This window comes from Candidatus Polarisedimenticolia bacterium, assembly GCA_036004685.1.
Taxonomy (GTDB): Bacteria; Acidobacteriota; Polarisedimenticolia; order Gp22-AA2; family AA152; genus DASYRE01.
The window spans coordinates 79,193-98,607 of the sequence record DASYRE010000043.1 but is presented as its reverse complement, the minus strand read 5'-3'; the positions used below and the strand labels follow the sequence as shown (position 1 = coordinate 98,607).

The 19,415-nt window shown below is 66.7% G+C and carries 19 protein-coding genes; 6 read left to right on the top strand and 13 right to left on the bottom strand.

The annotated features are described in order from the left end of the window. Positions 1-362 precede the first annotated feature (362 nt). On the top strand, positions 363-1,583 hold the full coding sequence (gene rocD, locus VGR67_11915; GenBank protein HEV8337115.1) for an ornithine--oxo-acid transaminase: 1,221 nt from the start codon (positions 363-365) through the stop codon (positions 1,581-1,583). A 4-nt stretch (positions 1,584-1,587) separates the two neighbouring features. Here rocD and VGR67_11910 read toward each other — a convergent pair whose 3' ends face one another. Continuing rightward, complete coding sequence (locus VGR67_11910) at positions 1,588-2,355, bottom strand: sulfite exporter TauE/SafE family protein (protein HEV8337114.1); 768 nt, start codon at positions 2,353-2,355, stop codon at positions 1,588-1,590. Between the two features lie 154 nt (positions 2,356-2,509). Between VGR67_11910 and VGR67_11905 the strand changes: the two genes are divergently transcribed. Further along, on the top strand, positions 2,510-3,430 hold the full coding sequence (locus VGR67_11905) for a DNA-formamidopyrimidine glycosylase family protein (protein ID HEV8337113.1): 921 nt from the start codon (positions 2,510-2,512) through the stop codon (positions 3,428-3,430). Between the two features lie 127 nt (positions 3,431-3,557). On the opposite strand, the gene VGR67_11900 is transcribed toward VGR67_11905, so the two are convergent. The 9 genes from VGR67_11900 to VGR67_11860 all read right to left on the bottom strand — a co-directional run bounded on the left by VGR67_11900 (position 3,558) and on the right by VGR67_11860 (position 13,508). Next, a complete protein-coding gene (locus tag VGR67_11900; GenBank protein ID HEV8337112.1) occupies positions 3,558-3,842 on the bottom strand; it encodes a hypothetical protein in 285 nt (94 codons plus the stop codon). Continuing rightward, positions 3,812-4,978 carry a sialidase family protein gene (locus VGR67_11895; GenBank protein HEV8337111.1) on the bottom strand — a complete coding sequence of 389 codons (1,167 nt, stop codon included), beginning with the start codon at positions 4,976-4,978 and terminating at the stop codon, positions 3,812-3,814. The genes VGR67_11900 and VGR67_11895 overlap by 31 nt, the downstream gene beginning before the upstream one ends. A gap of 237 nt (positions 4,979-5,215) precedes the next feature. Next, positions 5,216-6,163, bottom strand: a complete 948-nt coding sequence (locus tag VGR67_11890; protein HEV8337110.1) for a DUF547 domain-containing protein — start codon at positions 6,161-6,163, stop codon at positions 5,216-5,218. Then, on the bottom strand, positions 6,160-6,855 hold the full coding sequence (locus tag VGR67_11885; protein HEV8337109.1) for a TVP38/TMEM64 family protein: 696 nt from the start codon (positions 6,853-6,855) through the stop codon (positions 6,160-6,162). The genes VGR67_11890 and VGR67_11885 overlap by 4 nt, the downstream gene beginning before the upstream one ends. Then, complete coding sequence (locus tag VGR67_11880; protein ID HEV8337108.1) at positions 6,852-8,342, bottom strand: mercuric reductase; 1,491 nt, start codon at positions 8,340-8,342, stop codon at positions 6,852-6,854. The genes VGR67_11885 and VGR67_11880 overlap by 4 nt, the downstream gene beginning before the upstream one ends. Beyond that, entirely contained in the window at positions 8,339-9,064 is a 726-nt protein-coding gene (locus VGR67_11875) for a TIGR04283 family arsenosugar biosynthesis glycosyltransferase (protein ID HEV8337107.1), read from the bottom strand. The genes VGR67_11880 and VGR67_11875 overlap by 4 nt, the downstream gene beginning before the upstream one ends. A 55-nt stretch (positions 9,065-9,119) precedes the next feature. Then, entirely contained in the window at positions 9,120-11,483 is a 2,364-nt protein-coding gene (locus VGR67_11870) for a thioredoxin domain-containing protein (protein ID HEV8337106.1), read from the bottom strand. Between the two features lie 76 nt (positions 11,484-11,559). Beyond that, positions 11,560-12,366 carry a LytTR family DNA-binding domain-containing protein gene (locus VGR67_11865; protein HEV8337105.1) on the bottom strand — a complete coding sequence of 269 codons (807 nt, stop codon included), beginning with the start codon at positions 12,364-12,366 and terminating at the stop codon, positions 11,560-11,562. Then, a complete protein-coding gene (locus VGR67_11860; GenBank protein HEV8337104.1) occupies positions 12,363-13,508 on the bottom strand; it encodes a histidine kinase in 1,146 nt (381 codons plus the stop codon). Before VGR67_11860 ends, VGR67_11865 begins: the two co-directional genes overlap by 4 nt. A gap of 335 nt (positions 13,509-13,843) precedes the next feature. On the opposite strand from VGR67_11860, the gene VGR67_11855 reads away from it, so the two are divergent. Then, positions 13,844-14,479 carry a hypothetical protein gene (locus VGR67_11855; protein ID HEV8337103.1) on the top strand — a complete coding sequence of 212 codons (636 nt, stop codon included), beginning with the start codon at positions 13,844-13,846 and terminating at the stop codon, positions 14,477-14,479. 177 nt (positions 14,480-14,656) lie between these two features. Here VGR67_11855 and VGR67_11850 read toward each other — a convergent pair whose 3' ends face one another. The 3 genes from VGR67_11850 to VGR67_11840 are packed head-to-tail and all read right to left on the bottom strand — an operon-like array spanning position 14,657 to position 16,261. After that, positions 14,657-15,160 carry a Spy/CpxP family protein refolding chaperone gene (locus tag VGR67_11850; protein HEV8337102.1) on the bottom strand — a complete coding sequence of 168 codons (504 nt, stop codon included), beginning with the start codon at positions 15,158-15,160 and terminating at the stop codon, positions 14,657-14,659. Positions 15,161-15,188: 28 nt separating this feature from the next. Then, the gene (locus tag VGR67_11845) at positions 15,189-15,596 is read right to left on the bottom strand and encodes a hypothetical protein (protein HEV8337101.1); all 408 of its coding nucleotides are present in this window, start codon (positions 15,594-15,596) and stop codon (positions 15,189-15,191) included. Then, positions 15,593-16,261 (bottom strand): RNA polymerase sigma factor, encoded by a 669-nt coding sequence (locus tag VGR67_11840; GenBank protein ID HEV8337100.1) that lies wholly within the window; start codon positions 16,259-16,261, stop codon positions 15,593-15,595. Before VGR67_11840 ends, VGR67_11845 begins: the two co-directional genes overlap by 4 nt. A 554-nt stretch (positions 16,262-16,815) precedes the next feature. Here VGR67_11840 and VGR67_11835 point away from each other — a divergent pair. The 3 genes from VGR67_11835 (at position 16,816) to VGR67_11825 (ending at position 19,390) form a co-directional block, all read left to right on the top strand. Then, positions 16,816-17,730 (top strand): tetratricopeptide repeat protein, encoded by a 915-nt coding sequence (locus tag VGR67_11835; protein ID HEV8337099.1) that lies wholly within the window; start codon positions 16,816-16,818, stop codon positions 17,728-17,730. Positions 17,731-17,839: 109 nt separating this feature from the next. Continuing rightward, entirely contained in the window at positions 17,840-18,163 is a 324-nt protein-coding gene (locus VGR67_11830) for a heavy metal-associated domain-containing protein (protein ID HEV8337098.1), read from the top strand. A gap of 18 nt (positions 18,164-18,181) precedes the next feature. Further along, positions 18,182-19,390, top strand: a complete 1,209-nt coding sequence (locus VGR67_11825; protein HEV8337097.1) for a PD-(D/E)XK nuclease family protein — start codon at positions 18,182-18,184, stop codon at positions 19,388-19,390. Positions 19,391-19,415 lie beyond the last annotated feature (25 nt).

Here is a 19,415-nt window from a genome sequence, read left to right as displayed (position 1 = left end):
CTTGGATTGAGCTCAACCAAGCAGCAAGAGCCGGGCCAGCGAATTCGAGGCGAGACGGAGCCCGCGAACGCAGATCCGGCGAATCACGCAACTAATTATTATTCTGTAAGTTGACGGCTGCTCGGGCTTGCGACTCCGGCGCGGCCCGGCCCGATTTTGGGCCGGGTCTCATCATTATTTGGATGAGTTATCTTAGGCCCGATGAGCGCGAATCCACGGGAGGGAACGGCCGAAACACGCTGCGGGACATCAGCACAAAAGGCCCGTCTTCATGTAGAATAGCGCTCCACGTGCCGAGGCATTCCGTGACGGCGCGACCAAACCCCAAGACCCACATGCAAGCAAGGAGCCCGAGAAGGACCATGACGACGACCAAGACCGCCACGGCAGACTTCATCAAGCTCGAAGAGGAATACGGAGCCCACAACTATCATCCGCTCGACGTCGTCATCGAGAAGGGGCAGGGGGTCTGGGTCTGGGACGTCGAGGGGAACAAGTATCTCGATTTCCTCGCCGCCTATTCGGCCGTCAACCAGGGGCATTGTCACCCTCGGATACGCAAGGCGCTGGTGGAGCAGTCGGAGAAGGTGACGCTGACCTCGCGCGCCTTCCGCAACGACCAGCTCGGCGCGCTCTACCGGCAGGTCGTCCAGCTTACCGGCTACAAGCGGATGCTCCCCATGAACTCGGGGGCCGAAGCGGTGGAGACCGCGATCAAAGCGGCCCGCAAGTGGGGATACAAGGTGAAAGGAGTTCCGGACGGCAAGGCGGAGATTCTGGTCTTCCGGGGCAACTTCCACGGCCGGACCACGACGATCGTCGGCTTCTCGGACGACGAGCAGTACCGCGACGGCTTCGGTCCGTTCACCCCCGGTTTCACGCTGCTGCCCTACGGCGATCTCGAAGCCATCCGCGCCGCCATGAACCCGAACGTAGTCGCCATCCTGGTCGAGCCGATTCAGGGCGAAAGCGGCATCGTCGTCCCGCCCGCCGGATACCTCCGCGGGATCGCGGATCTCTGCCGGAAGCAACGCGTCCTGTTCGTGGCCGATGAGATCCAGTCGGGTCTTGGACGGACCGGAAAGCTGTTCGCGTTCCAGCACGAAGCGGTGCGGCCGGACGTCGTGATCATCGGCAAGGCGCTCGCCGGCGGTTTCTATCCCGTCTCGGCGATCCTCGCCGACGACGAGGTGATGGGGGTCTTCAATCCGGGCGATCACGGCTCGACCTTCGGCGGGAATCCGCTGGCGGCAGCCGTGGCGCGCGAGGCGCTCCACGTGCTCCTTGAGGAGAAGATGATCGAGAACTCGGCGGAGCAGGGGGAATGGTTTCTGGGCCGGCTGCGGCAGATCCGCGACCCGCGAATCCGCGAGGTCCGGGGCCGCGGACTCTGGATCGGCCTGGAGCTCGTGCCGGAGGCGCGCGGGGCGCGGCGCTTCTGCGAGGCGCTGATGAAGAAGGGCCTGCTCTGCAAGGAGACCCACGCCAACACCATCCGCTTCGCGCCGCCGCTGGTCATCACCCGGACCGATCTGGAATGGGCGTGCGAGCGCGTCGAGCAGGTGTTCCGCGAGCTGAGCTGAAGCCCTAGCCTCCGAACTGGCGCCAGAGGAGCGCCGCGGTCACCACGAGGCCGATGACCACCACGGCCGCGCGCGCCCGCCCCCGTCCCATCCGGCGCGCCCAGCGCGCTCCGGCGTAGCCTCCCCCGATGGCCCCCGCGATCATCATCAGCGCGACCGGCCAGTCGACCGCTCCCTGGAGGATGAACCAGGCGGCCGCGACGCCGTTCATGCACATCCCGAAGAAGTTCTTCACGCCGTTCGCCGCGTGGATGTCCCCGAGTCCGAGGAAGCCGAGGACCGCGAGCATCAGGATCCCGATGCCGGCCCCGAAGTACCCTCCGTAGATTCCGATTCCAAGCTGCAGCACCCAGGCGAGCGGAAGCCGTTTCGCTCTCAGCCCTCCCGGCGCTTCCTGCCGGCGGCGGGCGATCGCGCCCTGGATCATGAAGAGCGTGGTCGCGAAGAGGACGAGGAAGGGAGACATCCACTCGAAAACGGCGGACGGCGTCCGCAGGAGCAGAGCGGCCCCGATCGCCCCGCCGAGGAGGCTCGGCAGGAAGAGGAGCTTGAGCCAGCCGGCGTGGCTTCTCACTTCCCGGCGGTAGCCGTAGAGGCTCGCGGCGGCGCCCGGCCAGAGGGCGACCGAGGAGGTGGCGTTGGCGATGATGGCCGACTCTCCCGCGAAGAGGAGCGCGGGATACGTGAGAAGCGTCCCTCCTCCCGCCATGGCGTTCATCATCCCGCCGCCGATCGAGGCGGCGATGGCCAGAGTGATCTGCGGAGCGTCCATCGGTTGGTTCGTCTCTCCCGTTCGAAGAGCTTCCCGCCGGAGCTCCGGCGCCGGGCGGGCGGATGGGTCGCTTAGAATACTCCAAGCACGGCTTTGCCGAGGGGCCGCCCGAACCCGCGGGCGGCTTACCGGCAGGGAAGGGAGGGAAGGGATCGTGCCCGAGCTGCCCGACATCGTCGTCTACGTCGAGGCCCTGGAGCGGCGCGTGAAAGATCGCGAGCTGCGGGAGGTCCGGCTGGCGAGCCCCTTCCTCCTGCGCTCCGTCGATCCGCCGCTCGCGGCGGTCCGGGGACGCACGGTGAAAGGTGTCCGGCGCCTTGGCAAGCGCATCGTCCTGGAGATCGAGCCGGATCTCTTCCTGGTGCTGCACCTGATGATCGCCGGAAGGCTCCATTGGAAGAAGCGCGGCATGAAGATCCCGCGCCGCTTCGGTCTCGCCGCCTTCGACTTCCCCGACGGGACGCTTCTCCTGACCGAGGCGGGCTCGAAGAAGCGCGCGTCGCTGCACGTGGCGCGCGGCGACGCGTCGCTTGCGGCTCTGTCGCGCGGCGGGCTCGAAGTCCTCGAAAGCCGGGCGGGCGAGTTCATCGACGCGCTTCGCCGGGAAAACCACACCTTGAAGCGGGCCCTCACCGACCCGCGGCTCTTCAGCGGGATCGGCAACGCCTATTCCGACGAGATGCTGCACCGCGCGCGCCTCTCTCCCGTACGGCTCACCGGCCGCCTCACCGATGAAGAGGCGGGACGCCTGCGCGACGCGGCCGTCGCGACGCTGACGGAGTGGACCGATCGGCTGCGCCGGGAGGCCGGCGAGAAGTTCCCGGAGCAGGTCACCGCTTTCCGCGAGGAGATGGCGGTCCACGGGCGATTCGGCAAGCCCTGCCCGGATTGCGGCACCCTCGTCCAGCGCATCGTCTACGCGAAGAACGAGTGCAACTACTGTCCGCGCTGCCAGACCGAAGGACGGGTTCTCGCCGACCGTGCGTTGTCGCGCCTTCTCAGGGAAGACTGGCCGAAGACGATCGAGGAGTTGGAGGAGAAGTCGGGGATGAAAAGCCGCCGAAGAGAGCCCTGAACAGAACGACCGTACCGAGCCTCGGCGCGGTCTGGCCACCTCAGATCGCCCAAGGACTCCGGGCGACGTTCCGTTCCACGACCGGTCCTGCCCATCGACGACCGCGGATTCCCTGAAACGTCGCCGCTCAGTGCGTCAGAATCCCCCGAATGGTGAAGATTTCGACCTGGTTGGACCGAATGTCCATCCAGACCGGATGGACCGAGTCCGCGGTCGCCGCGATGCCGAGATAGTCTCCGATAAACCCTCTCCCCCCGAGGGAAGACTTGGCTGAGGAGAGCCTCACGTTCGGCAGGAAGACGATGCCGTCGGACGTGTTGGCGTAGAACGCGTTGTAGTCGACGTTGTTCGGGTCGAGCCTCTTGTCCAGCCAGGTGAGACTCAGCAACCCGTCGGATGGACGGCGATCCATGGAAAGAACTGATCCGTCCCCGAACCGCTGTCGTCGCTCACCTTCACCGGCGCCGTCCAGGAGTTGCCTCCATTCCGGCTGACGGAGAGCCTGACGTCGGCGTTGCCGCAAGACGGACGATCGCTGCCGCCGATCCTTTTGCAGGAGCCTTCTGGAAAGTCTGCCCAGGCCACGTAGAGCGTGCCGTCGGGCGCGACGGCCGGACTCGGAAAGCTGTTCGAGCCCACCCCGAAGTCGGCGACCTCTCCGAAATTGGGGTCTCCGTTATCGAGGACGAAAAGGCCCGGGCTGGGGAGGTGGGAAGCCACGGAGGACGGAGCGCTCCACGAGATCCCGCCATCACTGGATTTGGAGAACTGGATGCTCAAGGAGCCGTTCACTCCGAACGTGAAGTTGGAGAAGAAGACGTAGATCGTGCCGTCGGATGCCACGACGGGCACGCTCGCCTGGAAAATGTTGGAACCCATGGTGTCGTTCGTGATCCGCACGGGACTCGACCAGGTGTGACCTCCGTCACGCGAGGACACGATCCGGATCGAGTAGCCGACTGCCAGGTCCGTGTAGCTCAAGTACAGAGATCCTTTGAAAGGGCTCCCGTTACCGACGTCGGCGACGATATAGGGCTTGTCGGGCTCGTTGACGGAATCATTGCCCGCTACCGCGACGGTGTAAGTGGGGAAAGTCCTGCCTCCGTCTGTCGATTTGGCCACGAAAAGGTCAGCCGGCACCGGGAGACCAAGATTGAAGTTGAGGTAGGCGAAGTAGAAATTGCCCGCGAGATCGGCAGTCAACGAAGGGTCGACGCAGGCGATGCCGGTCGCGGTCGGAAGCCGCTGGAGAGGGGAGGTGCCACCGAGAGTGTAAGTGGCGCCGCCGTTGGTCGTGAAAGCACTCTGGCACGTCTGGCGCGGATCGCTCCCGGCGGGGAACGTGTCCATGAACCCAAGGACGAGATTCCTGGAGTCGGCCGGATTCGCCGCGATGGAGGTCTCCACCTGACGGTTTCCGAACCCCCCCAGCCGGATGTTCGGTCCAAATTGGACGCTGGTCGCCGCGTAGGCCAGGGCGCAGAGAAATGCCGCAAAAGTGAGGAACCACGAGACGGAAAGGAAGAACCGTGTCCTGCTCTTCTTCATGAGGGACCTCCATAAGAAGAGTCTCGACCAGGAAGGTTGTCGTGTGATTTCTACGTACGGCGATCGGCGCGGGGAGTCAAGGAGATTCTGGGAGTGGAGGCGGATGTGTCGATTGTCAGATCTGTCGCGCATACGAGAGTCGAGTCGTCTGAGCCTCTTTGATTTCGGCGCGCGGGAATCCAACCGAACGACGCTTACCTTCAGTTCGAGAGCCGGCCCGGAGCCCATCCAATGCGCTTAGAAGGGCTGATCCTGAAGCGGGATCTGGTTCGAACGGTTCAAGGACCAGTCGTAGTCGAGGAAAGCGATGGGAGGGGCGCCGCCCGCCGAGTCGATGAGCCGCACGACCTCCTCCGAGGCATATTTCCGGAGGTAGGCGGGAAGGCTCGCCCCCGCGCCGTGGAATCCCCGAGTCGTGAAATCCGATCCGTACCATTCCAGAAGCTTCGTCACCTTCAGCTTCCCGTCCTCGATCCGCACGTAATCGGGCGAGGAGAGGAGGGAGCGGGCGGCGTACTCGAGCTGCGACTCGAGCTGCCCCCCTTTGAGCGCCTCGGAAGGAAGCGGCGGGCAGCTGATGGAGGCGCAGTTCACGACGAAGTGGATGCGGGGATCCTTGAAGAGCGGCCGCAAGAGGTTGTGCTCGATGTTGTTCAGGCTCAGCTTGAACCCTCCTACCAGGTGGGTCGGAGCGTCGAAGACTCCCGGGATGTCGCGAATGCTCTTCACGCCTTCGGGCTGCGCCGGGGTGAGCGTCTCGAGAATCGACTGGATGGTATAAGCGTTGTAGGCGTTCACCAGGAGCGCCGCCAGCTCGTCGCGGCCGAGGTCGGAGAGACGCGCGTCGCCCACTTCCCCCAGGTAGCGATCGAGATCCTCGCGATGCCTCTGGAGCCCGCGATAGTCGAAGCGCCTTCCTAAATCGAGGACATGGTGCTGGAGGATTCGATCGAAGGCATCATGGTTCATCCCAAGCTTTCCCGATTCGATTCCCTTACGGATTGCTTCGGCCGCGCCCCCTTGAAGCGCGACGGCCTTCGGGGCCTGGCAGGCGATCTGGGCGGGCAAGAGCCAGGGAACCAGCGCCAGCCACAATCCGGCGCGCCATCGCGGGGCTGACGCGCCGCCGCGGCGCGGCTCGCGACCGCGGAGCAGGGCTGGCGCGCCTGAACGGTCGTGGCTCATCGCCGTTCCTCCGAGAGGGCCCGCCGGGCGAGCCGCGTCAAGAAAAACGTAAGGAGCAAGGTCGCCGCCAGCCCGACGCTCCAAAAGATCGCCTCCCAGCCGTTGCCGATTCCCGGTCCGGCTGCCGTCCTGGCGACGGCGCGGCCCGCCACGCCGAGATAGACGTAAAGGACCGTCCCCGGAAGCATGCCGATCCAGCTGGCGGCGAGATACGGCCAGAAACCGACGCGCGTCAGACCGAACAGGTAATTCAAGAGGTTATAAGGAAACAGGGGGCTGAGCCTCGTCAAGAGGACGATCCGCCCGCCTTCCCGGCCGACCGCCCGGTCGATGGCGGCGAACTTCGGATTCTCCGCCGCCCAGCGCTCCACCCGTTTACGCGCCAGATACCTGCCGATCAGGAACGCCGCGCCGGCGCCCAGCGTGGCCCCGATGCTGACGGAGATAGTTCCCCAGAGCAAGCCGAAGATCGCTCCCGCCCCGACGGTCAGAATCGAGCCGGGAAGAAACAGGACGGCCGCCGCGACATAGACCAGGACGAACACGGCCATTCCCGGGAAGCCGGTGCCGGAAGCCCAGGTGAGGAACCGATCGAGGTAGTCCTCGATCGGGAGGAACCGGATTCCGGCGACGACGGCGGCGATCAGAAGCGCCGGAACGAAGATGCGGAGGAGGAGCTGCGAGCGTTTCACGGGATGCCCGCCGATCTGCGCCGCCGCGCGTAGAGCCAGGAGAAGGCACGGCGGGCCGCCGCGGTCAGGCGCGTCTTCTGGTAGGCGTCCCCGGCGCGCTGGATCGCCTGCGACAGCGTCGGATAGACGTGGATGGCCCCCGAAAGCGCGCCGAGGCCGATGCCGTGGCGCATCGCGACCACCAGCTCGTGGATCATCTCTCCGCTTCCTTCCCCCACCAGCGTCGCGCCGAGGATCCGGTCCTTTCCCGGAACGGTCAGCACTTTCACCCAGCCGGTGTCGGCCGCGTCGAGGATGGCCCGGTCGAGCGATTTGAAGTCGAAGCGATGCACGTCGTGCGGGATCCCTTGGGCGCGGGCCTCCTGCTCGTTCAGGCCGACGCGCGCCACCTCCGGCTCGGTGAAGGTGCACCAGGGAAGCACGAAATCGTCGGCCCGCGCGTGCAGGAGGCCGAAAAGCCGCGGCAGGAGAATGTTGCGCACGACGATCCGCGCCTGGTATTCGGCGAAGTGGGTGAACTGATGGCTGCCGGCCACGTCGCCCGCCGCGAAGATGTTCGGGCGCGTGGTGCGGAGCCAGCGATCGACCCGGACGCCGCGCTGATCGAACGCGACGCCGGCCGCCTCCAGGCCCAGGTTCTCGACGTTCGGGCGGCGGCCGGCGGCGAGCAGGATCGCGTCGGCCTCCAGGCTCTCCTCGCGCCCGCCCCGTTCGAGCCGCACCCGGTGTGCCGCCTCTCCCGGCTCGACCCGGATCACGCGCGCCCCCAGACGAAGATCGACCCGGTCGGCGCGCAGCGACTCTTGAAGAGCCTCGGCGGCGTCCGCATCCTCGCGGTGGAGGACCCGGTCGCCGCGATCGAGAAGCGTGACGCGCGAGCCGAGGCGGGCCATGGCCTGCGAGATCTCGCAGCCGATCGGCCCGCCTCCCAGGATCGCCAGCCGGCGGGGCAGCGCTTCATTCTCGAAGAAGGTCTCGTTGGTGAACGGGCGGGCCTCCGGGAGTCCTTCGATCGGCGGCACTGCGGCGCGGCCGCCGGTCGCGATGACGACGTGGCGCGTTCGGAGAACGCGGTCTCCGACGCGCACGGCGTGCGGCGATTCCAGCCGGGCCTCTCCGGCGAACACGTCGACGCCGAGCGACTCGAAGCGCTCGGCGGAATCGTGCGGCTCGATCCGCGCGCGCGCCGACTTCATCCGCCGGATGACGCGGGCGTAGTCGGCCTGAGGGTCCCGGGGCTCGAGGCCGACCCGATCGGCGTGCCGGATCCGATCGGCGAGGCGGGAAGACTGGATGAGGGCTTTGCTGGGGACGCAGCCGAAGTTGAGGCAATCGCCTCCCATCTTGCCGCGCTCGACGAGGGCCACGCGGGCGCCGAGGCCGGCGCTGCCCGCCGCCGTCACCAGGCCCGCGGTCCCGGCGCCGAGGACCACCACGTTGTAGATCCCTTCCCCTCGGCCGCTCCCGCCGCTGGACGGCCGGCTCATCGGCCTTCCCGGCCGGCGGCGGAAGAGTAGGCCTGACCGCAAAGGTCGGGATAGTAACGTCGCGCCAGACGATCGGGATGGACGCCGGCAAGGTAGAGCGCCGTGAGCCAGACGTTCTTCGTGAGCCGGCCCAGATTCCCTTCGTGATCGAAGCGCCGGCTGGAGGCGATGACCTCCTCCGACAGAAGCAGGGTCTTCCCATGGCGCCGCATGCGCCGGGAGAACTCGACGTCCTCGAACAGGAGGATCTCCCGGAACCCGCCGAGCTGGAAGAAGGCGCTCTTCCGGACGAAGATCGCCTGATCCCCGAGAAACACTCCGATCCGGCGTCCGCGCAGGTCGGCGAGCCGGCAACCGAGCCGCAGCAGGCGCGACGGCGAATCGAAGCGTCTCCGGAACGCCCCGCCGAGGACGTGAGGATCCTGGAGAGCCTCCCGAAGCTCCCCGTAGGCTTCGGGGCCCAGCCGCACGTCGGCGTGCAGGAAGACGAAGACGTCGCCGGCCGCCGCCCGGGCGCCTTCGTTCATCTGCGGCGCGCGCCCGCGCCGCGTGGCGCGCAGGAATCGCGCCCCGGAGGCCCGCGCCCGCTCCGCGGTGGCGTCGGCACTGCCGCCGTCCGAGACGATCACCTCGGGCGCCGGTGAGAGAGCGAGGCAGCGTCCGACCTGCGGCCCGATCCAGTCCTGCTCGTCGAGGGTCGGGATGACGAAGGAGACCTTCATGTTCCCCCCGGAAAGCGATTCTAAACCGGCTCGGGCCCATCCGGCACGCCCCTCATTACGGATCCCCGTCGATCCGGCCCGGCGTCTCGAGGGCGGGTGGCGCGGGAAGGGGCTCGACTTTCTCGAGCAGACGGCCGAACGCCGCCGGATCCGTCGTGGGCAGGCGGCAGACCCGCCTCTCGCATACGTACGCGGTCGTCTTGCCGCGCAGGGTCTTCTTTCCTTCGAGGTAAGGGACCAGCTTTTCCTGTTCCTCCAGATCTCTTCCCTCGGCCGCCACGACCAGGACGCGGTTGGGCGCATACATGGCGGCGAGGCGGGCCAGGAAGGGGGCGGCGTCTTGCCTTTTCGAAGGGGCGATCAAGACGATCTCGCGGGGAGTATCGAGGAGAAAGTCCGCGGCCAGCAGCATCTCCGAGAGGGCGGCGGGGGAGTCGGCGAGGAGCTTGGCCTGCGATCTCAAGGCGCGGACCGCCCTTTCGCGGAATCGATCCTCGGTCGTGAATTCATGGAGGCGGAGGAGGTTCATGACGGCCACCGAGTTCCCCGACGGCTCGGCGCCGTCGTAGGCGGGCTTCTCCCGGGCCAGAAGCTTCTCCCCGTCGTCGGCCGTCAGGAAGAAGCCGCCCCTGGCGGGGTCCTCGTAGTGCTTGGCGAGGACCGCATCGAGGTCGAGCGCCTGCCGAAGGCGCCGGGGATCCCCCGAAGCCTCGTAGAGATCGAGGAGTCCCGCGATCAGGAAGGCGTAATCGCTCAGCGTGCCGTCGCGCGGCGCCCCCGCCTCCGGGACGGCGCGCAGAAGCCGGCCGCCGCGCCGGGCGCTTTGCAGCAGAAGGTCGGCGCACCGCGCCGCGCGCCGGGTCAGGGCATCCTCGCCGAGGACGAGCCCGCCGCGCGACAAGGCGGAGATCATCAGCCCGTTCCAGGCGACGAGGATCTTCTCGTCCCGAAAAGGCGGGGGCCGCTTCCGGCGCGCCGCCTCGAGCAGCTCCTTCGCCGCCTCCAGCTCGCTCCGGGCCTTCTCGGGTGAGATCCCCCGGCGCCGGGCCGCGTCCTCCAGGGGCGTCGCGACGTGCAGGACGCTCCGCCCGTCGAGATTCCCGCGCGGCGTCACGCCGTAGTAATGGCGCACCAGGTCGCCGCGCGCCTTGCCGACGGCGGCGTCGATCTCCTCCGGGGTCCAGGTGAAGAAGCGGCCCTCCTCGCGCCGGCCGCCGGGGCCGGGGCTGTCGGCGTCGGTCGCGGCATAGAAGCCTCCTCGGGGCGAGGACATCTCGCCCTGGGCATAAGCGAAGACCTCCCTGGCGATCCGCGCGAACTCCTCGCGGCCCGTGGCCTGATAGGCCTCCAGCGCGTCGAGCGCGATGAGCGCGTTGTCGTAGAGCATCTTCTCGAAGTGCGGGACGAGCCAACGGGGATCGGTGGAATAGCGGTGGAATCCCCCTCCCAGCTGATCGTGGATCCCGCCGGCCGCCATCTTCTGGAGCGTCAGGACCGCCATCTTCAGGAACGCTTCGTCTCCGGTGCGCCGGTGATGGCGCAGGAGGAATCGAATCGGCAACCCGCTGGGGAACTTCATCGGCCCGGCGAGCCCGCCGTTCTCCGGGTCGAACCGGGCGCGATAGATTTCCGCCGCCCCGCGGAGGATGGCGGCTCCGGGAAGATTGCCCGGGGAAGCGGCGGCCAGATCGGCCTGCAGCGCCCGCGTCACTTCTTCGGCCCGCCTGGCGAGGGAGTTCCCGGGCGCGTTGTAGGCCGCGGCGAGCTTCTCGAGCAGAGTCCGGAACCCGATGGCGCTGCCGCGATCTCCGTCGCGGGCGGGGAAGTAGGTCCCGCCGTAGAACGGCTTCCGATCGGGCGTGAGCCAGAGGGTCATCGGCCAGCCGCCGCCCCCGGCGAGGGACTGGACCGCCGCCATGTACACTCCGTCCAGGTCGGGGCGCTCCTCGCGATCGACCTTGACGGCGACGTAATGGGCGTTGAGGAACCCGGCGATCTCCTCGTCCTCGAACGATTCCTCCTCCATGACGTGGCACCAATGGCACGTGGAGTACCCGACGCTCAACAGGACGGGCCGCCCCGTGGACCGGGCGGTCTCGAACGCCTCGTCGCTCCAGGGATACCAGTTGACGGGGTTGTGGGCGTGCTGGATCAAGTAAGGGCTCGCCTCCAGGATGAGACGGTTTGTGTAGACGGCCGATCCGTCCCGATTCAGGTGGCGCGATCGCGGCCGATAACCCGGCCCGCGGCTCGTGACCGCCGCCTCCAGGCGGCGGATGAGAGAGAGCTCGAAAGGCGGGGCGCCCGGGAGATCCTTCCACGTCCCTCCGGATGGGGCGCCCACCGACAGCGCCGCCTCGCATCCGAGTGTGAACAGAGACAGCAGCAGAAGGAGCGGACGGACGGGGCGAATCGGCACGAACCCTCCAGGAGTCGAAGAGGCAGTCTACCCTCTTTGAAGCCCGCGGGACGGCCGGGAAGCTCGAGGCAGGCGCTCAGGAGTGGGAGTCTTGGGGCGGGAGGGCGCGATCGTCGCCGATCAGCCGGCGGAGCGCGTCCCGATGGCTGCGCGTCAGCGTCAGCTCCTTGCCGCTCCGCATCCGGACGATGTACTCGCCGGTGAACCACGGGCGGAGCTCCTGGATGAAGTTCACGTTGACGATGGCGGAGCGATGGATGCGCATGAAATGCTCCGGGTCGAGCCGGGACTCGATGCCGTTCATCGTCTCCCGCAGGAGATGCGATTGCCCGGAGAGGTGCAGCCTCACGTAATTCCCTTCCGACTCGATCCATTCGATCTCGTCCACGGAGACCAGCGAGATGCGTCCGTTGCCTTTCACCGAAAGGCGACGCGGCCGGCGGGAGGTCATGGCGTTCTCGGCCAGCAGGCGGCCCAGGCGCTCGGCCGCGTCGCGGCCGCTGTCCGCCGCGATCCGCGCCTTGGCGGCGGAAACCGACTCGCGGAAGCGCGCCTCGTGAATCGGCTTCAGCAGGTAGTCGAAAGCATGGGCCTCGAAGGCGCGCAGCGCGTGCTGATCGTGCGCCGTCACGAAGACCGTGACGGGCAGCTTGCCGCCCCGGGCGGACAGCTCTTCGAGGACCTCGAAGCCGTCGACCTCCGGCATCTGCACGTCCAGGAACAGGAGGTCGGGCCGCAGCGCCTCGATCGCCTGAATCGCCGCGTTCCCGTCGCCGGCCTCTCCGGCGATCTCCAGCTCGGGATCGGCCGCGGCGAGAGACCGAATTGCCTCCCGGGCCAGCGGCTCGTCGTCGACGATCAGGAATCGAATTCTTCCGCTCACGATTTCTCCCCGGCCGCGCCGCCCTCCGGGCCCCGGAAGGGGATGTCGAGGTGCAGCTCGGCGCCGCCTTGGGGGCGGTCCAGGAGCCGGAGCTCGTAGGCGGAGCCGTAGAGCTGCACCAGGCGCGAGCGCGCGTTCCCCAGCCCGACGCCCGACCTGTGCGTCTTTTCGAGACTCCCGAGCGGCCCGTCGTTGACGATCACGATCCTCAGCCGCCCATCGGCGCGCCTCGTGGCCAGCTCGAGGCTGCCGCCCGATCGGATCCGGGCGATGCCGTAATGGATGCCGTTCTCGACGAGCGGCTGGATCATCATGTTCGGCACGCGGGCGTCGAGACTCGCCTGATCGATCTTCATCTCCACGCGCAGGCGGTCCCCGAAGCGCATCCGCTCGATCTCGAGGTAGGCCTTCACGAACTCGATCTCGTCGCGCAGGGAAACTTCGTTCGCGGTGGAATGGGACAGGGCCATCCGCAGCAGCTCGCTGAGCCGGACGAGCATCACCTGGGCCGTCTTCACGTCCCGGCTCATCAGGGTGGAGATGCCGTTCATGGCGTTGAACAGGAAGTGCGGGTGAAGCTGGAGCTTCAGGACCTGCAGCTCGTATTCCGCCATCTTCTGCTTCAGCTCGGCTTCACGGAGATCGCGCTGCCGGCCTTGCCGGTAGTACTGGAGGGCCAGGGCGGCGATGGCGATCGTCGCGTACATGGTGAACAGCTCGAAGAGATTCGAGCGAACCAGTGACTGCGCCGTCTCCCACGAGGCCGGCAGCGGCTGGAGCGTGTTGCGGTCGACCACCGTCCGGAACAGCAACCGAAGCGCCACGTACAGCGCCACGAAGACGGTCACTCCGAGAAGATGCACCGACAGGGGGAGCACCCACCGCTTCGACGTCGGCGGGTAGCGCCGGCAGAGCCAGAGCACGGGAAGCGTGAGACCGGCATAGATGAGGTACTTCTGGACCGACATCCAGATCGCCATTCCGAGCGAGGCCGGCTTTCCGGCGGCGGTGGCGTTCAGGTAGAACTGCACCCCCATGAAGAGGCCGAGGAAGAGCCACACTCCCAGCACCGTGAGAACGAGCCGGGCTGGACGCGGTACGTCCGCGGGCAGGGGAGCGGCGCTCTTTTCCAAGATGTGCATCGGCTCGATTGTACCGCCTCCGGGTGGTCCGGGCCGCTGGGCTCGTCACGCGCCGCGGTACGCTGGGCCCGCGAGCAATGCGAACGCTCCGGCTCTGACCCTCGGCCGGCAGGGCGTGGCGCCTCCCCGCTCCGGAGCGTCGAACCGGTCCGGAAGGGGCCCGGACAGGCCGAGTGAAGCGCCTTTCTCTCCATTCTCGTCCCGGCGAAACGTACCCTCGTGCGGAAGAACCGTAGTCTCCTCAGCAATCGATTGCCTCCTCTCCTCACGCCCCGTATTAGAGGCCCCCAGAGAAGAAACCCGTATCGCATCAAACTCAGACGGAGGAGGAATCGATGCGCAACAGATTCTGGCCCCAGATCCTGCTCTTCACGCTCGTCGTGGTGTTCACGGCGCTTCCGGCGGGAGCCCGCACAGTCTCCGATCCGGCTGAAACGACGCAGGCGGAGGGCTCGGCGACGGGCAACAAGCCGGTGGCGATTGCGACCGGAGGGTACTGGTTCATCATCCCGAAGGATTTCAACGGTGGGATTTTCGGCACCACGACCGACATCGAGAACCGCCTGACGTTCAACGCCAAGCGGGACGCGGACGGCACCGTGACGGGATGGTACAACTACGAGCAGGCGGCCGATGGCACCGTCTTCAAGTTCGCTGGCCCGGTGACCTGCATGGGGATCTACGACACCCCGGTCCTGCCGCGAACGTCGGAGGTTCCCGCTCTGACGCAGAACCGCGCGAAGTGGGGCGGCCGTGTCGATTTCTCCACCGATCCCACCTTCCCGGTCGGGACCTTCATCTGGTTCCAGTCGATGGACAATGGCGAGGGATCAATGGGCTGGACCGACTCGAGCTCCCTGCCAGCCTTCGGCGACGAGGCGACGAACATCCGCTTCTGCAACAGCGACCGCGTTCCCAATCCGAATTTCGGACCTCATCGCATCGGGGGAGGGAACATCCAGGTTCGCTGAAGGGACCCCTCTCCGTCGCGCCGACGCTCCAGCGGGCGGCGTGACGGTTCCTCCGGGCAGGCTCCAGGCAGGGCGCGGAGCCTGCCCGCCGTTTCCCCCCCAGTCGGCGCCTTCGACGAAGGCGAGAACGGGGCCCGGAAGGCACCGGGCTCCGTTCTCGTTCGGAAGCAAGAGGCATCAGAAGGAGGATCCAGACCCGGGAGAATCGTCGGGCCTCGGAGGATGCTGCGGCCGAAGATCGCGGAGTTTGTCCTGCTGCTCAGCGGTGAGCTCGTTCTTGACGCGAATCATCAGCCGGATGTGGGCCGTCTTGGCCTGCTTCTCGAGATCCATCAGCTGCGAGGCGAGCGCCAGTGCCGCCTTCTCGTCGACCTGCGGGGCGTCGAGGAGCGTGCGCAGTTGGTCCGACAGGTTCTTGAGGTCCTCGTGCACAGGCCCCATCTTGTCGTGGGTGACTCCGATTTCCTTGGTGATGGCAAGAATCTGCTCGTCGGTCAGTCCAATCTTGGATTGATTGGCGAGGACGAAATCGGGCGGGAAGAGGGACGCGCCGAAGCCGCCTCCCCAAAGGTGTCCCGGTCCGTCCGGACCATGATGAGGACCTCGCAGGCCCGGCCCGGCGGCGCCGGCGGCCCCGGTGACGGCCGCCAGGATCAGCGCTATTGCAAACAGTCGTTTCATCGGTTCCTCCTTGTCTGAATCGGGGGTTTCATCGCGAATCCGAAGACGAGGCGTCGGCCTGAGAATCCACCGCGCTTCCGGATTCGGAGGCCGACCCGGAAGCTCCCCTGGCCGCAAGATCGGCGGCCGTCATCAGGGAATCGGTCGGAGCGGTCCAGCTTTGCAGCTCTCGCGCCTGGGCGATCGCCTCTTCGATGGAAGGGCGCTGCGAGCGAGAACGGACCACAAGCGCGACAACCAACAGCATCGCCGTGGCGCTCGCCGCAGCGAGGAAGGCGCGGCGCGGGCTGATCCCGATCCGGCCTCGGCGTTTCAGCCGCCGGAGGGCGCCGCGCCGGAGGCTCTCGAACGGGCCGACCTCGGCCGCGTCGGACGCGCGAAGGGCTTCGAAGCGCTCGCGCAGCTCCCGATCCGGATCCTCGAGGCGCTTGGTCATCGGGAATCTCCCGGCGCCGAATCGGACGACAGCATCGCCCGGAGGCGTTGCTTGCCGCGATCGTAGTGGATCCGGGCCGTGCCGATCGAGACGCCCATAATAGCGGCCGCCTCCGCCAACGTCAGGCTCTGATAGAAGACGAGATGCAGGATTTCCTGCTGGCGGCGGGAAAGCGCCGTCAGAGCGCTTACGAGCCGGCTTGCCTCCCGAGCCCTCATGGTCTCGGCTTCAGGGCTCGCGGCCGGACCCGGAACGGGACGCCCGCGCGCGAACCGGGTAAGCCGCGACAGACTGAGCCAGGCTTTGCGCCGCTCGCCGGCGGCGGTGCGCCGAATGACGCCAAAGAGCCAGGTCTTGAAGGAGGATCGCCCGTCGAACCGGGCCTCCCCTGCGAGAATCTTGAGATACGCCATCTGGGAAACCTCTTCGGCCAGCGTCCGATCCCGATTGCAGCAGGCCAGCGCCCAGCCGAAGGCGGCCGGGTGGAGTACCGAGAGCGCCTCTTCCGTGACGGCCGTGTCGAGCGGCCCGTCCGTGATTTCCGTCTCCCTCGTGGCATGAGTGGCTTCGGGAGCGCCCTCATATGACAGGCGATCCCCGCCTGGGAGCGGATTTGCCGGCTGCACGGGAACGGCCGGAGTCCGGTGGCGTGGCAAAGCGGGCATGCTCCTTCTCGAAACGTACACCGGTGCCGGGTGACGAGCGCCGGCCGGCGAATCGACGCCTGCACCATGGGTGGCCCGAAGCAGGCGTTCATATGACAAGCAAGGCCGCAATTTCAGTGCGGTTGGACGAAGAAGGCTTGTCCGTAAGCTCTAGTGTGTCAGAAAGCCAGGGGAATTCCACCGATCCGCTGACCTCTCAAGGCGAAGCACGCGGGCTCCTGGAATCTCGGTCCAACGCGGCAGCACGATGGCTCGTCGAGAGTGACGCCGAAACCCGGCCGTGACGGACCGGCCGCTTCCGTAAGACGACTCGGCTGTTCCGCGGGCGCAGGATTTCGAATCGCACCGTCGATCCCCCGGGTCGTGGCCGGGGTTCGCTTCGGATGTGGCGGTTCGGGCCAGTGAAGGATCGCGGGGAATTCCCCGCGCCTGGCGGCGAATGGCGGATCGCTTGTGGGGAATCCGATGATACGCTGCCGGCATTTGTGGAGGCATCGCCCCCTTTCCCGGATCCCTCGCATCCCAGGGGTTCGCCCCAGACCCGGAGGCCATCCGTGACGAAGAAAACAGTCATTCCCGTCCTGATCTGTCTCCTGTTTGCCGGTACTCCTTGCGCCTTTGCCGAGCAGGCCGCTCCGGCCAGCTCGGTGCAGCAAGCCGACGCGCTGTACCAGAAGGAGGATTGGGCCGGCGCCGCCCGGGTCTATGAAGACCTGGCGAAGCGCGAGCCGGGCAATGGGCGCGCCTGGTCCCGCCTGGGTGCCTGCCGGCACCACCTGGGCCAGCTTCCCCAGGCCATCGAGGCCTATCGGAAAGCGGAGGCGATCGGCCACAATCCGTTCGTGATGTACAACCTGGCGACCGCGCTCGCGCTGTCGGGGCGCCGCGCCGACGCGCTGGAATGGCTGGACAAGGCGGCGCAGGCCGGATTCGCCCAGGCGGAGAAGATGGAATCGGACGACGATCTCAAGTCGCTGAAGGACGAGGCCCGCTTCCAGTCGATCCTGGAGAAGGTGAAGGTCAACGAGGAGCCGTGCGCCCACCTTCCGGAGGCGCGGCAGTTCGATTTCTGGGTGGGGAAGTGGGACGTCAGGACTCCCGCCGGCGATCAGGCTGGGACCAACACCATCGACCTCGTCCTCGGAGGCTGCGCCCTGATCGAGAACTGGACGGACGCCCGGGGCGGGACGGGGAAAAGCCTCAACCTCTACGACAAGATCAAGGGAAGATGGCAGCAGACCTGGATCGACAACCAGGGGGACGCCATCGAGTTCACGGACGGCGAATACAAGGACGGGGTCCTGCGATTCCGCGCCGAGAAGAAGCAGGCGGACGGCACGACGCTGAAGCGGCGCCTGAGCTTCTTCAATCTCGGGCCTGATAAGGTCCGCCAGTTCTCGGAGCAGTCGACCGACGGCGGAAAGACCTGGACCACCGAGTACGATCTGACCTACAACCGGATCAAATGATCCTCTTCGAGACCAAGACCCGACATCCTTTTTCGGGATCTTCGAGTGAGCGCCGGGGCGGTTCCTTTGGTATCATGAGTAAGCGCACTTTTTCCTTGGGAGGATGTCGATGACCAAGCGCAACGCCCTGATCGGATTCACGGTACTGGCCTTTGGCCTGCTCGCCGCGGGGGTTTATGCGGGTGAAGAGGCGAAGGCGAACCTGGACGTGAAGATCAGCGTCCGGGGAATGACCTGCTCGGGATGCGCCAACGGCGTGAAGGCCGCGCTGGAGAAGGTCCCGGGAGTGACGAAAGCCGAGGTGAGCCTGGAGAAGAACGAGGCACAGGTGACCTACGAGAAGGGGAAGACGACCCCCGAGGCGCTCGTGAAGGCGGTCGAGAAGGCCGGATACAAAGCGTCGCTGCAGAAGGAAGCTCCCCAAGGCGCCTGATCGGGCGCCGGAGCCAGGATGCCGACCTACTCCCATTCCCGTCTCGCGTCCTTCGAAAAGTGCAAGCTCCAGTATCGCTACCGGTACGTCGATCGGATTCGCCGCGACGTTCAGGGGATCGAAGCCTTCATGGGGAACCGTGTCCATGAGGCCCTGGAGAAGCTGTACCGGGATCTTCAGATGGAGCGGACCCCGTCCCTGGAGGAGCTGACCTCCCTGTATCACCGGAATTGGGAGCGGCAGCACTCCGACAAGATCCGCATCGTGAAGAAGGAATACACCGCCGATCACTACCGCAAGGTGGGGGAGCGGTGCATCACCGACTTCTACAAGACGTACCACCCTTTCGGGGACGGGGTCACGCTCGGGCTCGAGGAGAAGCTGGGGATTCCTCTCGACGCGGCGGGGCAGTACCGTCTGGAGGGGTACGTCGATCGGATCGTGCGGCTCGAGCCGGGAGTCTACGAGGTCCACGACTACAAGACGGGGAACTCCCTGCCCTCCGCCGACGACCTGGAGAACGACCGGCAGCTTCCTCTATATCAGCTCGGCGTCGAGCGGAAGTTCCGTGACGCGCGCGAGGTCCGGCTCGTCTGGCACTATCTCGCCTTCAATCACGAATTCCGCTCCGCCCGGGATCCCGGCGCGCTGGAGAGCTTGAAATCGAAGACCCTCGACCTGATTCACCGGGTCGAGTCGGCGCGGGACTTCCCGCCGACCGAGAGCGCGCTGTGCCGCTGGTGCGAATACCAGGAGATCTGTCCCCTCTGGAAGCACCGGATGAAGGTGGCGCCGCTTCCGGCCAACGAATTCCTGCAAGACTCCGGCGTGCAGCTCGTCGATCGGCTCGCGCAGCTGGAGGCGGGCCAGCATTCCGCCGAGAAGGAGATTCTCAAGGTGCGCGAGGCGATCTTCGCCGAGATGGAGCGGGAGAAGGCCTCGGTGCTGGCCGGCACGAAAGATGAAGTCCGCCTGCTCGAGGAGGACAGTCCCCACTTCCCGGCCCCGGGCGACACGGGCCGCAAGGGGCTGGAGATGGTCCTGAAGGAGATGGGCCAGTACGAGCGCTTCGCCTCGCTCGACTCCGAAGCCCTGGGCCGCGCGCTGCAGGATCCCGAGACCGATCGCTACCTCAAAGCCGCTCTCGAGAAGTTCACCCGGCTCGAGAAGACCCGCCGGCTCCGCCTCACTCCCAAAGGAAGCCGCCAGCTCGCCCTGTTCGACTAGCCCTGGAGGCTTGGCTCACAGTGCG